Origin of the sequence: Sphingomonas canadensis, from assembly GCF_026013525.1 — a bacterium.
Lineage (GTDB): Bacteria > Pseudomonadota > Alphaproteobacteria > Sphingomonadales > Sphingomonadaceae > Sphingomonas > Sphingomonas canadensis.
The window spans coordinates 254,669-272,705 of the sequence record NZ_JAPDRA010000002.1 but is presented as its reverse complement, the minus strand read 5'-3'; the positions used below and the strand labels follow the sequence as shown (position 1 = coordinate 272,705).

The 18,037-nt window shown below is 68.0% G+C and carries 16 protein-coding genes; 5 read left to right on the top strand and 11 right to left on the bottom strand.

Translation table 11 applies throughout. The annotated features are described in order from the left end of the window. Nucleotide 1 precedes the first annotated feature (1 nt). The 3 genes from ligA to OM513_RS06300 are packed head-to-tail and all read right to left on the bottom strand — an operon-like array spanning nt 2 to nt 2,294. A complete protein-coding gene (ligA, locus tag OM513_RS06310; protein ID WP_264943301.1) occupies nt 2–412 on the bottom strand; it encodes a protocatechuate 4,5-dioxygenase subunit alpha in 411 nt (136 codons plus the stop codon). Further along, nucleotides 409–1,434 carry an amidohydrolase family protein gene (locus tag OM513_RS06305; protein WP_264943300.1) on the bottom strand — a complete coding sequence of 342 codons (1,026 nt, stop codon included), beginning with the start codon at nt 1,432–1,434 and terminating at the stop codon, nt 409–411. Before OM513_RS06305 ends, ligA begins: the two co-directional genes overlap by 4 nt. Next, on the bottom strand, nt 1,431–2,294 hold the full coding sequence (locus OM513_RS06300) for an NAD(P)-dependent oxidoreductase (protein WP_264943299.1): 864 nt from the start codon (nt 2,292–2,294) through the stop codon (nt 1,431–1,433). The genes OM513_RS06305 and OM513_RS06300 overlap by 4 nt, the downstream gene beginning before the upstream one ends. Nucleotides 2,295–2,517: 223 nt before the next feature. On the opposite strand from OM513_RS06300, the gene ligK reads away from it, so the two are divergent. The 5 genes from ligK (at nt 2,518) to OM513_RS06275 (ending at nt 8,017) form a co-directional block, all read left to right on the top strand. Continuing rightward, nucleotides 2,518–3,192, top strand: a complete 675-nt coding sequence (gene ligK, locus OM513_RS06295; RefSeq protein ID WP_264943298.1) for a 4-carboxy-4-hydroxy-2-oxoadipate aldolase/oxaloacetate decarboxylase — start codon at nt 2,518–2,520, stop codon at nt 3,190–3,192. Further along, nucleotides 3,185–4,240: a 4-oxalomesaconate tautomerase gene (locus OM513_RS06290; protein ID WP_264943297.1), complete on the top strand. Its 1,056-nt coding sequence runs from the start codon at nt 3,185–3,187 to the stop codon at nt 4,238–4,240. The genes ligK and OM513_RS06290 overlap by 8 nt, the downstream gene beginning before the upstream one ends. Further along, on the top strand, nt 4,237–5,118 hold the full coding sequence (locus OM513_RS06285) for an amidohydrolase family protein (protein ID WP_264943296.1): 882 nt from the start codon (nt 4,237–4,239) through the stop codon (nt 5,116–5,118). Before OM513_RS06290 ends, OM513_RS06285 begins: the two co-directional genes overlap by 4 nt. A 2-nt stretch (nt 5,119–5,120) precedes the next feature. After that, a complete protein-coding gene (gene mdlC, locus OM513_RS06280) occupies nt 5,121–6,674 on the top strand; it encodes a benzoylformate decarboxylase (RefSeq protein ID WP_264943295.1) in 1,554 nt (517 codons plus the stop codon). A gap of 86 nt (nt 6,675–6,760) precedes the next feature. After that, complete coding sequence (locus tag OM513_RS06275; protein ID WP_264943294.1) at nt 6,761–8,017, top strand: gallate dioxygenase; 1,257 nt, start codon at nt 6,761–6,763, stop codon at nt 8,015–8,017. A gap of 48 nt (nt 8,018–8,065) precedes the next feature. On the opposite strand, the gene OM513_RS06270 is transcribed toward OM513_RS06275, so the two are convergent. From OM513_RS06270 to OM513_RS06235, 8 genes are all read right to left on the bottom strand, one after another. After that, nucleotides 8,066–9,298, bottom strand: a complete 1,233-nt coding sequence (locus OM513_RS06270) for a LysR family transcriptional regulator (RefSeq protein ID WP_264943293.1) — start codon at nt 9,296–9,298, stop codon at nt 8,066–8,068. 61 nt (nt 9,299–9,359) lie between these two features. Further along, entirely contained in the window at nt 9,360–10,655 is a 1,296-nt protein-coding gene (locus OM513_RS06265) for an MFS transporter (protein WP_264943292.1), read from the bottom strand. Further along, nucleotides 10,655–11,812 (bottom strand): iron-containing alcohol dehydrogenase, encoded by a 1,158-nt coding sequence (locus tag OM513_RS06260; RefSeq protein WP_264943291.1) that lies wholly within the window; start codon nt 11,810–11,812, stop codon nt 10,655–10,657. The genes OM513_RS06265 and OM513_RS06260 overlap by 1 nt, the downstream gene beginning before the upstream one ends. 50 nt (nt 11,813–11,862) lie before the next feature. Beyond that, complete coding sequence (locus OM513_RS06255; RefSeq protein ID WP_264943290.1) at nt 11,863–12,771, bottom strand: amidohydrolase family protein; 909 nt, start codon at nt 12,769–12,771, stop codon at nt 11,863–11,865. A 114-nt stretch (nt 12,772–12,885) separates the two neighbouring features. Further along, the gene (locus tag OM513_RS06250; protein ID WP_264943289.1) at nt 12,886–15,447 is read right to left on the bottom strand and encodes a TonB-dependent receptor; all 2,562 of its coding nucleotides are present in this window, start codon (nt 15,445–15,447) and stop codon (nt 12,886–12,888) included. A 198-nt stretch (nt 15,448–15,645) separates the two neighbouring features. Continuing rightward, on the bottom strand, nt 15,646–16,008 hold the full coding sequence (locus tag OM513_RS06245) for a hypothetical protein (RefSeq protein ID WP_264943288.1): 363 nt from the start codon (nt 16,006–16,008) through the stop codon (nt 15,646–15,648). Between the two features lie 23 nt (nt 16,009–16,031). Continuing rightward, nucleotides 16,032–16,985 (bottom strand): AraC-like ligand-binding domain-containing protein, encoded by a 954-nt coding sequence (locus OM513_RS06240; protein WP_264943287.1) that lies wholly within the window; start codon nt 16,983–16,985, stop codon nt 16,032–16,034. Between the two features lie 146 nt (nt 16,986–17,131). Further along, nucleotides 17,132–18,016 (bottom strand): amidohydrolase family protein, encoded by an 885-nt coding sequence (locus OM513_RS06235; protein ID WP_264943286.1) that lies wholly within the window; start codon nt 18,014–18,016, stop codon nt 17,132–17,134. Nucleotides 18,017–18,037 lie beyond the last annotated feature (21 nt).

The following is an 18,037-nucleotide window of genomic DNA, read 5'->3' as shown; positions in this document are numbered from 1 at the left end:
GTCAGCGTCCTTCCTTGATCGAGCGCTGGCCGTCCGGCGAACGGCCGCCCGCCAGCATCATCTGGGCATATTCGTCCTGCGTCATGCCGGTCATCGAACCCGCGGCGAACTGAAAGCTCTTGCCGTCGGTCGAGAACAGCTTGGACAGGAAATAGATGTTTCCGCCCTCGTCGATCATCGCGTTGTAATCGCGGGCGAGCACGGCCTGCTTGGCGGCTTCCGTCATGTCCCACTCGTCGAGATAGGCGCGCTCGTCCGCCTTGAAGCGTTCGCGGTTCTCCGCCTTCATCAGGCTCATCGCGAACTGGTTCAGCCAATATCCCTTGCGCGCGCGCTTCGCGGTGAACACGCGGGTGCCGGGGATGTCGTCGAACTCGGCGAGATATTCGTGGATGTCCTTCGGGCCGCTCATAGCCCCCTCTCCTTCAGCTTGGCGTCGAGCCGCGGGAAGACGCGGCGGGCATTGCCCTCAAAGATCGCATGCTTGGCCTCGGCGCTGACCGGCAGCGCGTCGACATAGCGTTTGGTGTCGTCGAAATACTGGCCGGTGGTGGGATCGATGCCGCGCACCGCGCCCACCATCTCCGATCCGAACAGGATGTTCTTGGTCTCGATCACCTCGGCCAGCAGGTTCACGCCGGGCTGGTGATAGACGCAGGTATCGAAGAACACGTTGTTCATCAGATGCCCGTCCAGCGCCGGCTTCTTCAGCATGTCCGCCAGCCCGCGATAGCGGCCCCAATGATAGGGCACCGCGCCGCCGCCATGCGGGATGATGAAGCGCAGCGTGGGGAAATCCTTGAACAGGTCGCCCTCGATAAGCTGCATGAAGGCGATGGTGTCCGCCGCGATGTAATAGGCGCCGGTGGCGTGCATCGCCGGGTTGCAGCTTCCGGAGACGTGGATCATCGCCGGCACGTCCAGCTCGACCATCTTCTCGTAGAAGGGATACCAGAACCGGTCGGTGAGCGGCGGATGCTGGAAATGCCCGCCGCCCGGATCGGGGTTCAGGTTGCAGCCGATGAAGCCCAGCTCGTTCACGCAGCGGTCCAGCTCCGCGATCGATCCAGCCATGTCCGCCTTCGGGCTCTGCGGCAGCATGCACACGCCGATGAAGGTCTCGGGATAGAGATCGCAGACGCGCCCGATCAGGTTGTTGGCGTTGCGCGCCCATTCGGTGGCCACGCTCTCGTCGCCCACATGCGGCGCCATGGTGGACGCGCGCGGGCTGAAGATCGTCATGTCCGCGCCCCGCTCCTTGATGAGCTTGAGCTGGTTCTTCTCGATCGTCTCGCGGATCTCGTCGTCGCTGATCGCGGGATAGGGCGGGAAAGCCTCGCCCGCCTTGAACGCCGCCTTCTGCGCATCGCGCCACTGGTCGTGCTGCGGCGGCGCAGTCGTGTAATGGCCGTGGCAGTCGATCACCAGCGTCATGCAGCCTGCTCCTTGTCGTTCGAATCGATCGCGGCGACCTTGGCCGCCAGGCCCGGCTCCGGGGCCAGCCCGCGCTCGCCGATCGCGCGCTGCCACATCACGGTGCCGCGGGTCATCACCGGCTCGACGCCCAGCGCCTCCAGCGTCTTGACCACTTCCTCCATCTCGGCCGCGCGGCGCAGCCCGTGGACCATCATGCGATCGAGGCAGTAATCGGTCCGCGCCGGCCAATCGATGCCCGGGAAGCTGCCGCCCAGCGATCCCATCACCGCATCGGTCACGCCCGCGCGCGCGGCCGCGATGGCGCATTCGGCGGCCAGCGCCTCCATGCCCTTCACCATCACCGAACGCACCATCTTGATCGCCGATGCGGCGCCCACCGGCCCTTCCACCACGCGCGTTCCGGTGAAGCCCGCCGCCTTCAGCGCGGCCTCGCCCGCAGCGGCATGGGGGCCGCTCAGCAGCAGCGGCGCCGCCAGCCTGCGCGGATTGACCGGGGAGAGGACCGCCGTGTCCACATAGCACCCGCCCGCCGCATCGATCGCGGCGGCGGCGGCACGCTTCGTCTCGGGCGCCACGCTGTTCATGTCGAACCACAGCGCGCCCGGCGCCAGCAGCGGCGCGCAGCTCCGCGCAGCCTCCAGCGCCTGATCGGCGGTGACCACGCAGATCACGGCCCCGGCACCGGCAAGCGCCTCGGCCGCGCTGCCGCATGCCTGCACGCCCGCCGCGGCGAACTCCGCCAGCTTGGCTTCGCGCAGCGCGGGCACGTCTGTCTTATGGTCATAGCCGCGCGCGGGCGCGCCGCCCGAAAACGCCTGCCCGGCCTCGCCGAAACCGATGAACGCGATTGCCACCATCGCGCGGATGCTTAGGCCAGCCGCCCCGGCGCCCGCCAATCCAATTCGCGACCGCCATATTGAATTTTACGAATTCCAGAACGGCGAGTGTGCGGATAACACCCCATAAACCGGCCACTTTGCCATAAACATCGTATAAGCTTATGGGCATGCCCAATTTCGGATTGGAGCTTCGCCGCAACGGTCGGCTATCTCCCCGGCGCTTTTTCCGCAGGAGGACAATATGGCGGGTCGTGTGGTTCGGAACATTGCGCGCGCGGCGCCCGAGGTGATCGACGGGCTCGCCGCCTGTGGCGTGGCGACGGTGCATGAGGCGCAGGGGCGGATCGGCCTGCTGGCGCCCTATATGCGCCCGATCTGGCCCGGCGCGCGCGTGGCGGGATCGGCGATCACCATCTCGGCGCCCCCGGGCGACAACTGGATGGTGCATGTCGCGATGGAACTGGTGCAGCCCGGCGACATCCTGGTGCTGGCCCCCACCAGCCCGTGCGACGACGGCTATTTCGGCGACCTGCTGGCGACCCAGGCGATGGTGCGCGGCTGCCGCGGCCTGGTGATCGAGGCGGGCGTGCGCGACGTGCGCGACCTGAAGGAGATGGGCTTCCCCGTCTGGTCCAAGAGCGTGTTCGCCCAGGGCACGATCAAGGGCACGCTGGGCGACGTCAACCTGCCGATCGTGTGCGCCAACCAGGCGATCGAGCCGGGCGACGTGATCGTCGCCGACGACGACGGCCTGTGCGTGGTGAAGCGCGACGCGGCGCCCGAGGTGCTGAAGAAGGCCCAGGCGCGCGAGGCGAACGAGGCCGAGAAGCGCGCCCGCTTCCTGAAGGGAGAAGCCGGCATGGACATCTATGGCTTCCGCGAGCCGCTCGCCAAGCTGGGTCTCAAATATGAGTGACGGCACGCGCGTCATGTGGATGCGCGGCGGCACGTCGAAGGGCGGGTTCTTCCTCGCCGACGACCTGCCGGACGACGCCGCCGCGCGCGACGCGCTGTTGCTGCGCGTGATGGGCTCGCCCGATCCGCGCCAGATCGACGGGATGGGCGGCGCCGATCCGCTCACGTCGAAGGTCGCCGTGGTCCGCAAGTCCGATCGCGAGGGCGTGGACGTCGATTACCTGTTCCTCCAGGTCTTCGTCGATCAGCCGATCGTTACGGACAGCCAGAACTGCGGCAACATGCTGGCCGGCGTCGGCCCCTTCGCGATCGAGCGCGGGCTGGTGGCGGCGCAGGATGGCGAGACGCGCGTGGCCATCTATATGGTCAACACCGGCCAGGTCGCTGTCGCCACGGTGCAGACGCCGGGCGGCGTTCCCGCCTATTCAGGCGATGCGGCGATCAGCGGCGTTCCCGGCACCGCGGCACCGATCCCCCTAGCCTTCCGCGACACCGCGGGCTCTTCCTGCGGCGCGCTGCTGCCCACGGGCAACGGCGTGGACGAGATCGACGGGGTGCGGGTGACGCTGATCGACAACGGCATGCCCTGCGTCGTCTTCCTGGCCAGCGACGTTGGCGTCACCGGCTATGAGGACCGCGACACGCTGGACGCCAATGCGGCGATGAAGGCGAAGGTGGAGGCGATCCGGCTGAAGGCCGGGCCGATGATGAATCTGGGCGACGTGACGGAAAAGTCCGTGCCCAAGATGATGCTCGTCGCCCCCCCGAAGGAGGGCGGGGCGATCGCCGTCCGATCGCTGATCCCGCATCGCGTACACGCCTCGATCGGCGTGCTCGGCGCGGTCAGCGTCGCCACCGCGGCGCTGGTCGAAGGCTCCCCGGCCGCGGCGGTGGCCCGGGTTCCCGAAGGGCGGACCAAGACGCTGGGCGTCGAGCATCCCACCGGCGTCACCGAATGCGTGGTGACCGTGGACGATGCCGGGCAGCCGGTGGAAGCAGGCATGCTGCGCACCGCGCGCAAGCTGATGGATGGCGAGGTTTTCGCATGAGCACCGACGAATTTGGCCGCGTCCGTAGCTGGACGCTTGAACCCACCAAGCCGCGCTTCGTGCCGCCGCCGGGCGCGGTGGACGCGCATTGCCATGTGTTCGGCCCGATGGCCGATTTCCCGTTCAGCGCCAAGGCCAAGTATCTGCCGCAGGACGCCGGGCCGGATCAGCTCTTCGCGCTGCGCGACATGCTGGGCTTCGAACGCAACGTGATCGTCCAGGCGAGCTGCCATGGGACGGACAACAGCGCCACGCTGAACGGCATCGCCAGATCGAACGGAAAGGCGCGCGGCGTGGCCGTGGTGGATCCCGCGATCTCGGAGACCGAGCTGGCGCTGCTCCATGCGGGCGGCATGCGCGGCATCCGCTTCAACTTCCTGAAGCGGCTGGTGGACGATGCGCCCAAGGACAAGTTCCTAGACGTCGCCCGGCGGCTGCCCGCGGGCTGGCACGTCGTCGTCTATTTCGAGGCGGACATCCTGGAGGAGCTGCGCCCGTTCCTGGACGCCGTCCCCGTGCCGCTGGTGATCGACCATATGGGCCGCCCGGACGTGAGCCAGGGGCCGGACGGCGCCGATATGCGCGCCTTCCGCGCGCTGCTCGATTCGCGGCCCGACATCTGGTTCAAGGCCACCTGCCCCGACCGGCTCTCGCCCCAGGGCGAACCCTATGACGATTTCGTCGCCGCGGTGGCGCCGCTGGTCGCCGATTATGCCGATCGCGCGCTGTGGGGCACCGATTGGCCGCATCCGAACATGGAGCATCGCATCCCTGACGACGGCGGGCTGGTGGACGTGATCCCGCGCATCGCGCCCACCGCGGAGCTCCAGCAGAAGCTGCTCGTCGACAATCCGATGCGCCTCTACTGGGCCGATTGACGATGGGCACGATCACCGTCCGCGACGCGGTCTACGCCTTTCTGGCGGATCAGGGGATCGACACCATCTTCGGCAACCCGGGCTCGACCGAGCTGCCGATGTTCCGCGACATGCCCCCGAGCATCCGTTACGTGCTGGGCCTTCAGGAAGGCGTGGTGGCGGGCATGGCGGACGGCCATGCGCAGGCGACCGGCCTGCCCGCGCTGCTGAACCTGCACAGCTCGGCCGGCGTCGGCCACGCGCTGGGCAACATCCACACCGCCTATCGCAATCGCACGCCGATGGTGATCGTGGCCGGCCAGCAGGCGCGTTCGATCCTGCCGTTCGAGCCCTTTCTGTTCGCCGAGCGGCCGACGGAGTTTCCGCAGCCCTTCGTCAAATGGGCGGTGGAACCCGCGCGCGCGGAGGACGTGCCGCTGGCGATCGCGCGCGCCTTCCACGTCGCGATGCAGCCGCCGCGCGGGCCGGTGTTCGTATCGGTGCCGGTGGACGATTGGGACCGGCCCTCCACCCTGCTCGCGCCGCGCAGGGTGAGCACCCGGCTGGACGCCGATCCGGGGCTGCTGACCGAGGCCGGGGCGATGCTGGCGCGCGCCGAGCGGCCGGTGATCGTCGCGGGATCGGGCGTGGGGCGCAGCGGCGCGGGGGCCGCTCTGGCGCATCTCGCCTCGCTCCATCAGGCGCCGGTATGGGCCGCGCCCTTCGCCGCGCGCGAGACGATCGACGAGAACCACCCGCTGTTCGCGGGTTTCCTGCCCGCCGCGCGCGAGCCGATCGTGGCAGCGCTTTCGGGCCACGACCTGGTGCTGGTGATCGGCGCGCCGGTCTTCACCTGGCATGTCGAGGGCTTTGGCCCGGCGGTACCGCCCGGCGCGGCGCTGGTGCTAATCGACGACGATCCGGATTTCGCGGCGCGCGTGCCGCAGGGGCTGGCGATCACCGGCGACATCCCGGCCGCGATCGAGCGGCTGACCGCCACACGCGCACCGGATCGCGGCCCCCCTGCCCCACGCCCCTCCTATCCCGCCCCGGCCGGCGGATCGATCACTTCCGATCTGCTGATCGCGCGGCTCCAGGCGCTGCGCCCGCACGGGATCGCCATCGCGGAGGAGGCGCCCAGTTCGCGCCCGGCGCTCCATCGCCATTTCCGCGTCGGCCCGGGCGATACCTTCCACGCCTGCGCCAGCGGCGGGCTGGGCTTCGCGCTGCCCGCGGCCGCCGGGCTGGCGGTGGCCGGGCGGCCCACGCTGGCGCTGATCGGCGACGGATCGATGATGTATTCGATCCAGACGCTGTGGTCCGCCGCACGCTACGCACTCGATCTGCGTGTGATCGTAGTGAACAACTGCGGCTATGCCGCTCTCGATCAGTTCGGCGAGCAGTTCGGCGTCCAGGGAGCGGAGACGGCGCTGCCGGGCCTCGATTTCTGCGCGCTCGCCCAGGGCCACGGCCTGCCCGCGGCGCGCGTTTCCGATCCCGCCGGGCTCGACGAGGCGCTCGTCGCGCTGTTCGCGCGGACCGGTCCGTCGCTGCTCGAGGTGATGGTCGCACGATAGGGGGCGGAGCGCCACGAGCCCCTAAAATTGTTTGCCTTGCATACTAATTTCGTGCGAAATTCCGCGCAGCAATTCGGAGGGGAACCATGGCAACTATCGTAGGCGGCATAGCCACCTCGCACACACCCACCATCGGCTTCGCGCTCGACGCGAAGAAGCAGGATGATCCCGTGTGGAAGCCGATCTTCGAAGGCTATGAGCCGGTGAAGGCCTGGCTCGCCGAAAAGCAGCCCGATGTGCTGTTCTACATCTACAACGATCACATGACGGCCTTCTTCGCCGACCATTATTCCCACTTCGCCCTCGGCATCGGCGCGGAATATGGCCCGGCGGACGAAGGCGGCGGCCCGCGGGACCTGCCCCCGATCCAGGGCGATCCGAAGTTCGCGCAGCATATCGCCACGGCGCTGGTGGCGGAGGAGTTCGACCTCTCCTACTTCCAGGGCAAGAACCTTGATCACGGCGCGTTTTCGCCGCTGTCTGTGCTGCTGCCGCACGAGAATGGCTGGCCGGTCCGGATGATCCCGCTCCAGTGCGGCGTGCTGCAGTTCCCGATCCCCTCGGCCAAGCGTTTCTGGAAGTTCGGCAAGGCGCTGCGCCGCGCGATCCAGAGCTATCCGGAGGACATCAAGGTCGCGATCGTCGGCACCGGCGGGCTTTCGCACCAGGTCCATGGCGAGCGCTGCGGGTTCAACAACACGCCGTGGGACATGGAGTTCATGGAGCGGCTGACCAACGATCCGGAATCGCTGATCGACACGCCGATCGCCAGGCTCGCCGAACTGGGCGGGCTGGAAGGTGCCGAGGTGGTGATGTGGATGCTGATGCGCGGCGCGCTGGCGGAGAAGGTCACCAAGCTGCACCAGACCTATTACCTGCCGTCGATGACGCCGATCGCCTGCATGATCCTTGAGGACGCTTCGGACGAGAAGCCGGCGGAGAGCGACGCCGCCTTCGCCGCACGCATGAACCGCGATCTGGCGGGGATCGAGAAGCTGGAGGGCACCTATCCCTTCACCATCGAACGCAGCGTGAAGGGCTATCGCATCAACCATTTCCTCCACTCACTGGTCGAGCCCGAAATGCGGCGGCAGTTCCAGGAGAATGAGGAGGAATGCCTGGCCCAGGCCGATCTGACCGACGAGGAACGCGGCCTCATCCGGCGGCGTGACTGGATCGGGATGATCCATTATGGTGTGATCTTCTTCATGCTCGAAAAGCTCGGCGCGGTGACGGGGGTGGGCAACATCCACATCTATGCGGCGATGAAGGGCATGAGCATCGACGATTTCCAGAAGACCCGGAACGCCGCGGTCACCTATGGGGTCGCCGGGAAGCAATAGGTTCGCCCGATTGCCGGGGCTTCGGCCCCGGCATTTGGCGGAGGGGGTTCATTCCGCTGTCAACGGGCCCCCTCCGCCTACCCATTCCCGCTCAAGCTCGGCCGCAGCATCGTGCAGCAACGCCAGGAAGCGCCGGCCCACCGCGCCGGGCCGCGAACCCTTGCGCGTGGTGACGCCGATCTCGCGCTCGACATGCGGATAGGGGCCGGCGATCGCCTCGAGCAGCCCGGCAGAGGTCTCCAGCGCGATCTGGTCCGGGGATAGCAGCGTGAGGCACTTGCTCTTGCTCAGGATGCCGCGGATCGTGGTCACCGATCCGCACTCGATCGGCGCCGGGGGCAACGGCCGCCCCTCGAACAACCGCTCCCATCGCGCGCGCAACGGGGTGCCCGGGCGGCCGACGATCCAGGGATAGGCCGCCAGATCCTCCGGCTGCGGCCGCGTTCCGGCCAGCGGATGCCCGGCGCGCGCCACCACCACCAGATGCGAGGTGAACAGCGGCACCTGTTCCAGATCGGCGGGCGGCTCCGGCCGCAACGCGCCGATCATCAGGTCGATCACGCCATCGCGCAGCAGCTCGACCAGCTCGCTCCACGACCCATCGACGATATCCACCGATGCGCCGGGCACCGTCTCCACCAGCCGCGCCACCGCGCGCGGGATCAGCTCCGCGCGCGAAAGCGGCATGGCGCCCACCACGATCCGGTCCCCGTGCGGCGCGCGATCGGCGGCGATCTCCGCCAACGCCAGCTCGATCTCGCGCTCGGCGATGCGCACCCCGCGCGCCAGCCGCCGCCCGGCCTCGGCGATCGCCACGCCCCGTCCGCTCCGCTCCACCAGCGGCCCGCCGCATATCCGCCCCAGGTCGCGCACCGCCCGGTGGAGCGCCGGCTGCGACAGCCCGGTCGCCGCCGATGCCGCGACGAAGCTGCCGCCGTCCACCAGCGCCAGGAAGGCGCGCAACTGCGTCGCGGTGATCGCCTGGCACGCGACCGATCGGCCGCCGCCCGGCGCCGCCGCGCGCGCCGCCGCGTCCAGCCCGTCGAAGGCCGCCGTCACGCGCTCGGCAAGCAGCCGCCCCTCGGCGGTGGGCACCACGCCGCCCGGCCGCCGCCCGAACAGCGTCAGGCCAAGCTGTTCCTCCAGCCGTGCCAGCCCCTGGGTCAGCGCGGGCTGCGACAGCGCCACGACATCCGCGGCCGCGCTCATGCTGCCGCGCGCGATGATCACCGGCAGTGCGCGCAGGTGCCGCAGGTTCAGATCGAACGGCGCGAGCGTCATGCCCGCACCCTTAGAGCGATAATCCGCCGATGGGGAGGCGCCGCGCGCGGCTGCCCCGCGATCAGTGCCGGTCCAGCTCAGCCAGATCGCGCCCCGCGGTTTCGGGAAGCAGCAGCGTGGCCAGCACCGTGCAGATCACGCCCGCGAAGCCCATCAGCATCATCCCCGTCGAAAGCGCCATCGCCCCCGCCAGCAGCGCCACGCCCTGGATGAAGATGAAGCTGAACGCCCGCCCGAAATTATAGGCGAAGGCCTGGCCGTTGGCGCGGACCTCGGTTGGGAACAGCTCGGTGAAATAGGGGCCGAACGAGGCATAGATGCCGAACTGGAAGAAGCCATAGATGCAGCCCGCCGGCATCAGCGTCCACGCCGAGCTGCCGAGCGGCGCATAGAGATAGAAGGCGGAGGTCAGCACGAACCCCAGCCCGAACAGCCGGAATATCGTGGCGCGGCCCAGCCGGTCGCTCAGATAGGCGTTGACCAGGAAGCCGAAGAACCCGCCCACGCTGTTCACCAGCACGAAAAACCCGGCGGCCGAGATCGTCAGCCCCCGCTCCTGCGTCAGGAAGGTGGTGAGATAGTTGCTCACCGCATAGCCCGATCCCTGCGCGCCCAGCGCCAGCAGCGCGGTGAGCGCGGTGATGCGCAGGTAGCGCGGGTGGAAGATCAGCAGCGGGGAGCTGTGCCGCCGTTCCTTCAGCGCACGCTCGCGGGCGGCCTTGAACAGCGGCGAATCGTCGTTGCCCCGGCGCAGGAAAAACACCAGCGCGGCGGGCAGCAGGCCGATCCAGAACACCACGCGCCAGCCCAGATCCTGCGGGAACAGCATCACCACCGGCCCGGCCAGCAGCGCCGCCAGCCCCGATCCGATCGCGGCGCCGCTGTGGACCACGCCCAGCGCCTTGCCGCGATGGCGCGGCGAGATCATCTCGCCCAGCAACACCGCGCCCACCGCCCATTCGGCGCCAAAGCCCAGCCCCTGGAGGATGCGGATCGCCAGCAGTTGCTCGTAATCCTGCGCGAAACCGGAGAGGAAGGAGAAGAAGGAGAACCACAGGATGGTGATCTGGAGCACGCGCACGCGGCCGAAGCGATCCGCCAGCCATCCGCCCATCCAGCCGCCCAGCGCCGACGCGAAGTAATTGGCGCTGGCGATCGAACCGGCCTCCGCCAGCGTCATGCCGAACGCCAGCACCAGCACCGGGATGAGATATTGATAGACCAGCGCGTCCATCGCATCGAGCGCCCAGGCGGCCGAGCAGGTCCAGAACACGCGCCGCACCGGCGGCGTCGATTCCGCATACCAGGCGGAAACGCCTTCGGGCGCGGCGCCCGGTTCCGGTGTTGCAGACGACATCAATAGGCCTCTTCGTAGATCCGGATCGCGTCCTCGCGATGCACCTCGCGCACGTTGCGCTCCAGCAGCCGGGTGACGGTCATCGCGCCATCGGCCATGCGCGGAATCGAATCGCGCGTCACGCCATGGAGCGAGAGCTTGAGCGGGATGCCGCAATCCTCGCTCAGCCGCCGCACCCGGTCCAGCCCGCGCCGCGCCACCGCCTCGCGGCTGCCCGCCGGATCGCAGCCCAGCGCCTCCGCCACCAGCGCATAGCGTTCGGTGGCCGCCGGTAGGTTGAACGCCAGCACGTGCGGCAGCAGCAGTGCGTTGGAGATGCCGTGGGCGATGTGGAACTCGCCGCCCAGCGGATAGGCGAGCGCATGCACCGCCGCGGTGTTCACCGGCCCCAGGCACAGCCCGCCATACAGGCTGCCCCGCGCCATCGCCGTGCGCGCGTCCAGATCCTCCCCGTCGCGCACCGCGTCGAGCAGGCTGGCGGCGATCAGACGGATGCCCTCGATCGCCAGCGTGTCGATCATCGGATGCGCATAGCGATTGGCGAACGCCTCGATGCAATGGGTGAGCGCGTCGAGCCCGGTCGATGCCGTCACCGCGGGCGGCATCGAGAGCATCAGCAGCGGATCGACATAGGCCGCGTCGGGCACCAGATGCGGGCTCACCACCCCCTTCTTGAGCAGCGCGTCCTCATCCAGCACGATGGCGATCGGCGAAACCTCGCTGCCCGTACCCGCCGTGGTGGGGATGCAGGCGAGCCATGCCGAACGGCCCTTCAGCCGGTCGACGCCCGATATTTCCTCGATATCCTGCGTGCCGTCGAGCAGCGCGGCGACCAGCTTGGCCAGGTCCATGGCGCTGCCGCCGCCCAGCCCGATCACCGCGTCCACGCCCGCATGCCGCGCGATGGCCAGCACATTGTCCAGGTCGCGGCGCGCGGGCTCCTGCAGGCAATCGTCCCAGATCACCACGCGCCCGCCCTCGCGCCGGATATCCAGCGCCAGCCGCTCGGCATGGCCGCGCGTGGGCGGCGTGGTGACGATGCAGACCGATGTCAGCCCGGCGCGGGCCAGGTCGTGCGCGACCTGGTCCATCACGCCCGCGCCGAACGCCAGCCGCCCGACCTGTTGCAGCGATATGGTGGTTTCGAGTTCCGGCACCGGCGCTTACCCTGGAAAACGCGGCGCGATCCGCCTGGATTGCATCGCCCTTATGCCTTCCAGTTCAGCGCGCGGCGCACGGCGCCGCTGAAGATCTGCTCCTTGTCGGACTTCGAGATCTCGTTGCTGTGGAGCATGTAATAGAGCGCGTCGGCATAGGGCTTCCAGTCCTTGCGCGGGGGGAAGCCGTCCGGTCCCTGGGGCGTTTCGGTTCCCCAGCGCTGGCGCGTGAAGTCGCTCGCCCACATGCAGCGGCCGGGGCCGAAGGCGTGCAGGATCTTGTGGATGTGCGGCCAGATATCCTTGTAGGGATAGGGCTTGGTCGAGATGATCGGCGTGCCGCACAGCTTGACGAACACATTGGGATATTTCGCCAACGCCAGCAGCCCGGGCAGCGCGTTCCAGCGATCGGGCGTCGGCTCCACCATCGACTGGGTGACGCCGAAATGGTCGATGATGATGGTCAGGTCCGGATGGCGCTCCGCCACCATCGCGGCCACCGAGGCAAAGCCGTGCGCGCCGAAGAACATCGGGATCTTCAGCTTGGCGGCCAGCGCCCAATAGCGATCGAACGCGCCCTGCTCGATCAGCGGGGTGCGCTCCAGCTTGGCGCCCGGCACGCGCCACACCTTGGAATAGTTGGTCAGCAGGATCCGGCAGGCGAGCATGCCCGGCGTCGCCTTGAACGCCGCCATCTGCTCCTCAAGGTCCGGCGCGGCATAATCGAACACCTCCACCGCACCGAACAGGGCGGGATAGCGGCCGACGGCGGCGCGATTGAACTCTCGCCGGGCATAGACGATCGCCTTGTGCGCGCCGACGCAATCGATCGCCTCGCGCGCAAGCTCGACGTTGATGAACAGCTCAAGCTCGGGCGTCAGCTCGAATTCCTTCGGCTTTTCCGCCCGCATCCCGCCGCCGATATGCGGCTCGTGAATCTGCGCGTCGATGATCTCCATGCACACTCTCCAAATATCGTCTCGGCCTGCGCCGGCGCGGCGCCCGGGGCGTCCCCCGGATCAGATGCGTCGCGGCCGGCCGCCGGGAAGGCCGGCCGCGACGATAGGCAGGTGTCAGAAGCGCTTCGATACCGTCAGCGACCATTGGCGCGGCGGCGCCGGCTGGGCGTTGATCTGCGGGAAGCCGATGTCCTTGTAGACGAAGAAATTCCGCCAGTAGAAGTTGTTGAACAGGTTCACCACGCCCAGCGAGACCGAGAAATCCTCGTCGTCGTTGTTGTACGTCAGGCGCCCGTTGAAGGTGGAATAGCCGGGCTGATTGGTCTCCAGCCGGGTGATGCTGTACTGCATGCTGCCGGTGTAGAACCAGTCGAGGCGCGGGGTGATCGATCCCTTCAGCATGGGGAAGGGAATCTCATACTGGATGCCCGCGCTGGCGGTCCATTCGGGGATGTTCGCCAGCCGCTTGTTCGATGTCGCCGGGCGCGCGTCGAGATCGGCCGAGCTGAACTTCGAATAGCCAACCGTGGCGGAGATCGACAGGCCGTCGATCGGCCGCGCATCGATTTCGGCCTCGAAGCCCTTCACCTTACCCGGCGTGTTGAGGAAGAAGGTGCGCGAGGTGCAGGTATAGCCCGGCGTGCCCACGGGCGCCGGCTGGCACAGCGTGGTGCCCGGCGTGCCGCCCGGAACCTGGACCTGGTTGCCCGGAACCGGATTGCCGCTGGCATCCAGCAGATATTCGGCGCCGCCGGTGCTGGTGATGCGGGTCTTGTAGTCGGTGTAGAAGCCGGTGGCGTTCACGCGAAGCCGGCGATCGAACAGATCGGTCTTGATGCCCAGCTCATAGGTGACGATCTCCTCGCCGGGATACTGGCCGACCTGGCTCGCCTGGAACGGGCGCGAGTTGAAGCCCGGCAGGCGGAACCCCGTCGCCGCGGAGGCGAAGATCATGGTGCGATCAGCCAGCTTGTAATCCAGCCCCACCTTCCAGTCGAAACGCTTCTCCGAAAGATCGATCACGAAGATCGTGCTGCCGGTGGGCGCGATCGTATAGGACGTGGACGAGGCGTTGGTGCCGTCGAGCACGGTGTAGAAGTCCACGCCCTTGCTGTCGTCGGAGTAACGGCCGCCCAGCGTGACGCCCAACCCTTCGAACGGGCGCAGCGTGGTGTTGGCATAGACCGCCTTGCTGGTCGGCTTGTAGTTGTTGTTCTGGCTGCGCAGCGTGTTGTTGTAGGGCGAGGTGCCGGTGAAGCGCTGGTTGCCCTCGCCGTTATAATAGAACAGGCCGACCACCCAATCGATCCAGTCGCGGCTGCCGGCCACGCGAAGCTCGCCGGTCCAGTCCCAGTGATCGACGTCGTTGCGGTTGTTCTCCATCGCCACCGGCGATGCGTCCACGTCATAGGCATAGGTCGCAGCAATCTCGCGATAGCCCGCGACCAGGATCACGTCGATGTCCGGCGCCACGGTGTACACCGCCTTGCCCGAGAAGCCCCAGCTATTGAACGGGCTCTCCGTCGGGTTGCGCACGCCGCCGCGGAAGGGCGAGCCGTTGTAGAACTGGTTGCCCGGGATCGCGGTGCCCGCGGCGACCGGATCGGCGAAGGTGGCATAGGTGGTGTAGGGATCGCCGGTCACGAAGCGCGTGTCATAGGCGAAGGTCGGGCCGCCCGGGCGCGTCCAGGTGTTGAACAGCGTCGTGACGTTCGGGCGCGCGGCGGAAATCGCGGGATCGACGGTGAGCAGCGAATCCGCCGGAACCTCCGAACGATCCTTCAGCCAGTCGGCGGTGAAGGTGATGCTGAGGTTCGACGCGGGTTCCCAACGGAGCTGACCGCGGATCGCGTTCACGTCCTCGCCGCCCTGATAGCCGATCGTGCAGTCGTCGGGCGCGCCCAGATGAGATCCGTTGATCAGGTTCGCGTCCTGGAACGGGAAGTTGCCCGCCAGTTCGGGCGTGCCGCGGCGGATCATCTCGCAGCGGAAGTCCAGCCGGCGCTGATAGCCGCGCCGTTCCTTGTACAGGCCGGAGATCGCGATCGCGACATTCTCGGCGATCGGCATGTTGATGCCGGCGCGGACCTCGCGCAGGTCGTAGTTGCCGGCGGAAGCCTGGAAATAGCCCGAAGTCTCGTCGAGGCTGGGCGCCTTGCTGACGATGTTGATCGCACCCGCCAGCGCGTTGCGGCCGAACAGCGTGCCCTGCGGCCCGCGCAGCACCTCCACATGGTCGAGCTCGAGCAGGTCGAACATCGATCCGAACAGCAGCGGATAATAGACGTCGTCGACATAGAAGGCGACGGCGGGCTCGCCCGCAAGGCTGGTGTCGACGGTGCCGATGCCGCGGATGAACGCCGACATGCCCGGGCCGTACACGCCCTGCGAACGGCGGAACGATGCGTTGGGGATGACGCTGCCCAGATCGGCCGCATTGGCCAGGCCGCGCTGCTCGAGCAGTTCTGAGGTGACCGCGGTGATCGTCACCGGGGTGGACTGGAGGTTGGTTTCCTGGCGGGTGGCGGTGACGACGATATCGTCGAGGCCCTGGCCTTCCTCCGCGCCGGCCCCGGACTGCGCCGGCTCTTCCTGAGCGCTCGGCTGCGCATAGGCGGCCTGGGCATAGGTCAGCGCCAGCAGCGACGCGGACAACGCCGAAATGGTTCGAATCATGTCACCCCTCCCTGGGATTTTAGGCATTGTGGTCTTCAACGAGGCCCAGTTAGGCGGGGGGACGGCTCTGAATCTTGCAGAATGCGGCAGTGATCAAGGAACCTGTCGGCAACGCGCGATCAATCGGCAGGCCCTGAAACGCCGACGCGGGGCACCTTTCGGAGCCCCGCGTCCATGGCTTGCCGCGCCGGCGCGCGATCAGAGAATGTTGCGCACCATCGGATAGGGCAGCGCCGGCCCCTGGCGCAGCCGGAAGCTGCAATTGGCCGAATAGAGATCCACCGAATCGCGCACCGCCAGTTCGCGGCTGACGCGGAAATTTCCGTTGAGCAGGCGCACGTTGCCGCCTTCGTTGCGCGCCACCACGCCTTCGCGCGCCACGCGCACCGGGCGGCCGTCGAACAGCGCCTGCAGCGCCTCGGTATCGTCATGGACACCATCGGCGTGCAGCAGCGGCGCGGGCCGCTCCGCCGCGGCGGCGGAAAGCGGGACGAGCGTGGCCGCGCCCAGAGCTACGGTGCCGCCGATCAGGCCGCGGCGCGAGAGGTTGGTGCGATCCATTCTGATGTCCCCTTCGATCGGCGTCAGTGCCGGCTGCCGCGCGTGCGGCGGAATTCGGTGGCGGTCATGCCGTAGCGCTGGCGGAAGGCGCGGGCGAAATAGGCGGAGCTGTTGAAGCCCCATTTGAACGCGATCTCGGTGATCGTCAGGTGGCGCCAGCCCTCGCTCGCGATCTGCGTCGCGCACTCCTCCAGCCGCCGCCGCAGGATATAGGCCGACACGCTCTCTGCATCGTCGGCGAACAGCATGCGCAGATAGCGCGGGGAGATGCGCAGCCCCTCCGCGATGGCACCCGAGCCCAGATCGGGGTCCTGCAGCCGCTCCTCGATGAACTGCCGCGCGCGCGCCTTGCGCAGCCCGACGATCGTCGAGTTGGTCATGCGGTGGCCCAGGCCGATCGAATAGGCCGTGGTCACCATGTCGAGCAGATGGCCCGCGATGCGATCGCCATAGCCGTCGGGAAGGCCGCGCTCCATCTGGCTCCAGATGCTCTGCGCCATCGCCGCGGCGGTGGGGGTCATCCCATGCTGCGCGGGCAGCTTGAGCCCGCAGAGCTGCTCCGGGCAGGGCAGGTGGTTGCGCAGCAGCGCGGGCGTGGCGCGCATCAGCAGCAGGCGCGAATCCGCCTCGAAATGGATGCGATGCGGCGCAGCATTGTCGCACAAGGTGAAGTCGCCCGCGCGCAGCTTCTCCTCATGGCCATAATGGTTGAACGTCGCCGACCCGCGCACCAGCAGCAGGAACGAGAACAGCCGCGACGTGGAAAGGTTGATGTGGGTGGGCGTGCGTTCGATATCGGTGCTGCTGGTGCGGATATCGGCCATCACCAACGATCCGAGCGGGCTCATCCTGAGCTCGGCGTCGAAATCCTCGCGCGCGGGCATGAAGGTGACCTGCGCGAACTGGTCGCGATAGATGTCGTTCCAATAGGCCGCCCGTCTGGTGTTCGGGCAATCCGCGGTGCGAAAATGTTGCATCCTGCTCCCCTTGCGGTCCCGCTTGTATCCCCGGGTGCGCGTTCGAAATGCTGTCCGGCCCGGGATAGCGCAGCGTGCCGCAACCTCCCAACGCTTTCGCCCTTTCGTTATCCGCGCGAAATCTTCCCGGGCGCTTCCCCTTCCCTTCAGGCGAAATAGAGCCGCAGCGCGGTGCGCGACATTTCCGCGCGCATCGCCGCATCGGGCACCCATTCGCGAAAACACTCGAGCGCGCGCGCATAGGTCACGCGCCCCTCATAGCCCACGAAAGGGGCATCGCTGCCCCACAGCAGCCGGTCCGGCCCCACCTTCTCGATCAGCCTGCGCGCCACCAGCGCGGCGATCGCGCTGCCGTCGGCGTCGGGCACCGTCTGCCAGGCGCTGGGGCCGAGCAGGCGGAAGCCCGCCGACATCTTGATCCAGGTTCGGCCGCGATCGACCGATTCGAGCATCGCCGCGATGCTGTCGCAGCCGAGCGGATCGGCGGGGTCGGGATGGCCGAAGTGATCGACGACGATGTCCACCCCGGTCTCGTTGAGCGCATCGAGCACCGGGCGCAGCGCCTCGCCCTCGATCGCGACATGGACGTGCCAGCCCAGATCGCGCACGCGGCGGAACAGCAGCCGGTATTCGTCGTCGCGGAAATCGGGCAGCGAGGTCGCCCGCGCGAGCTGGAGGCGGATGCCCACCACGCCATCGGTACGCATCTGTTCCAGGATGTAGCGATCGGTGTTGGGCGCCACGATCGCGGTGCCGCGCAGCCGCGGATGCTGGCGCAGCTCCGACAGCATATAGTCGTTGTAATAGCCCGCGATGCTGAGGCCGGAGATCACGCCGAAATGCACGCCATGCTGATCGAGCGTGGCCAGGAAATCGGCGGCGGTGAAGGCATAGTGGGTCTGCGTCCACGCCCGGCTGGAAACGGGCATGTCGTCCAGGAAGATGTGCGCGTGGCAATCGACGATCGGCGCGTCGGCGGGCGCGCGCGCTGCGGTGCCATCGGCATCGGCAAGGGGTGCCGCGATGTTCATGCGGGCATCCTGCGGGAACGG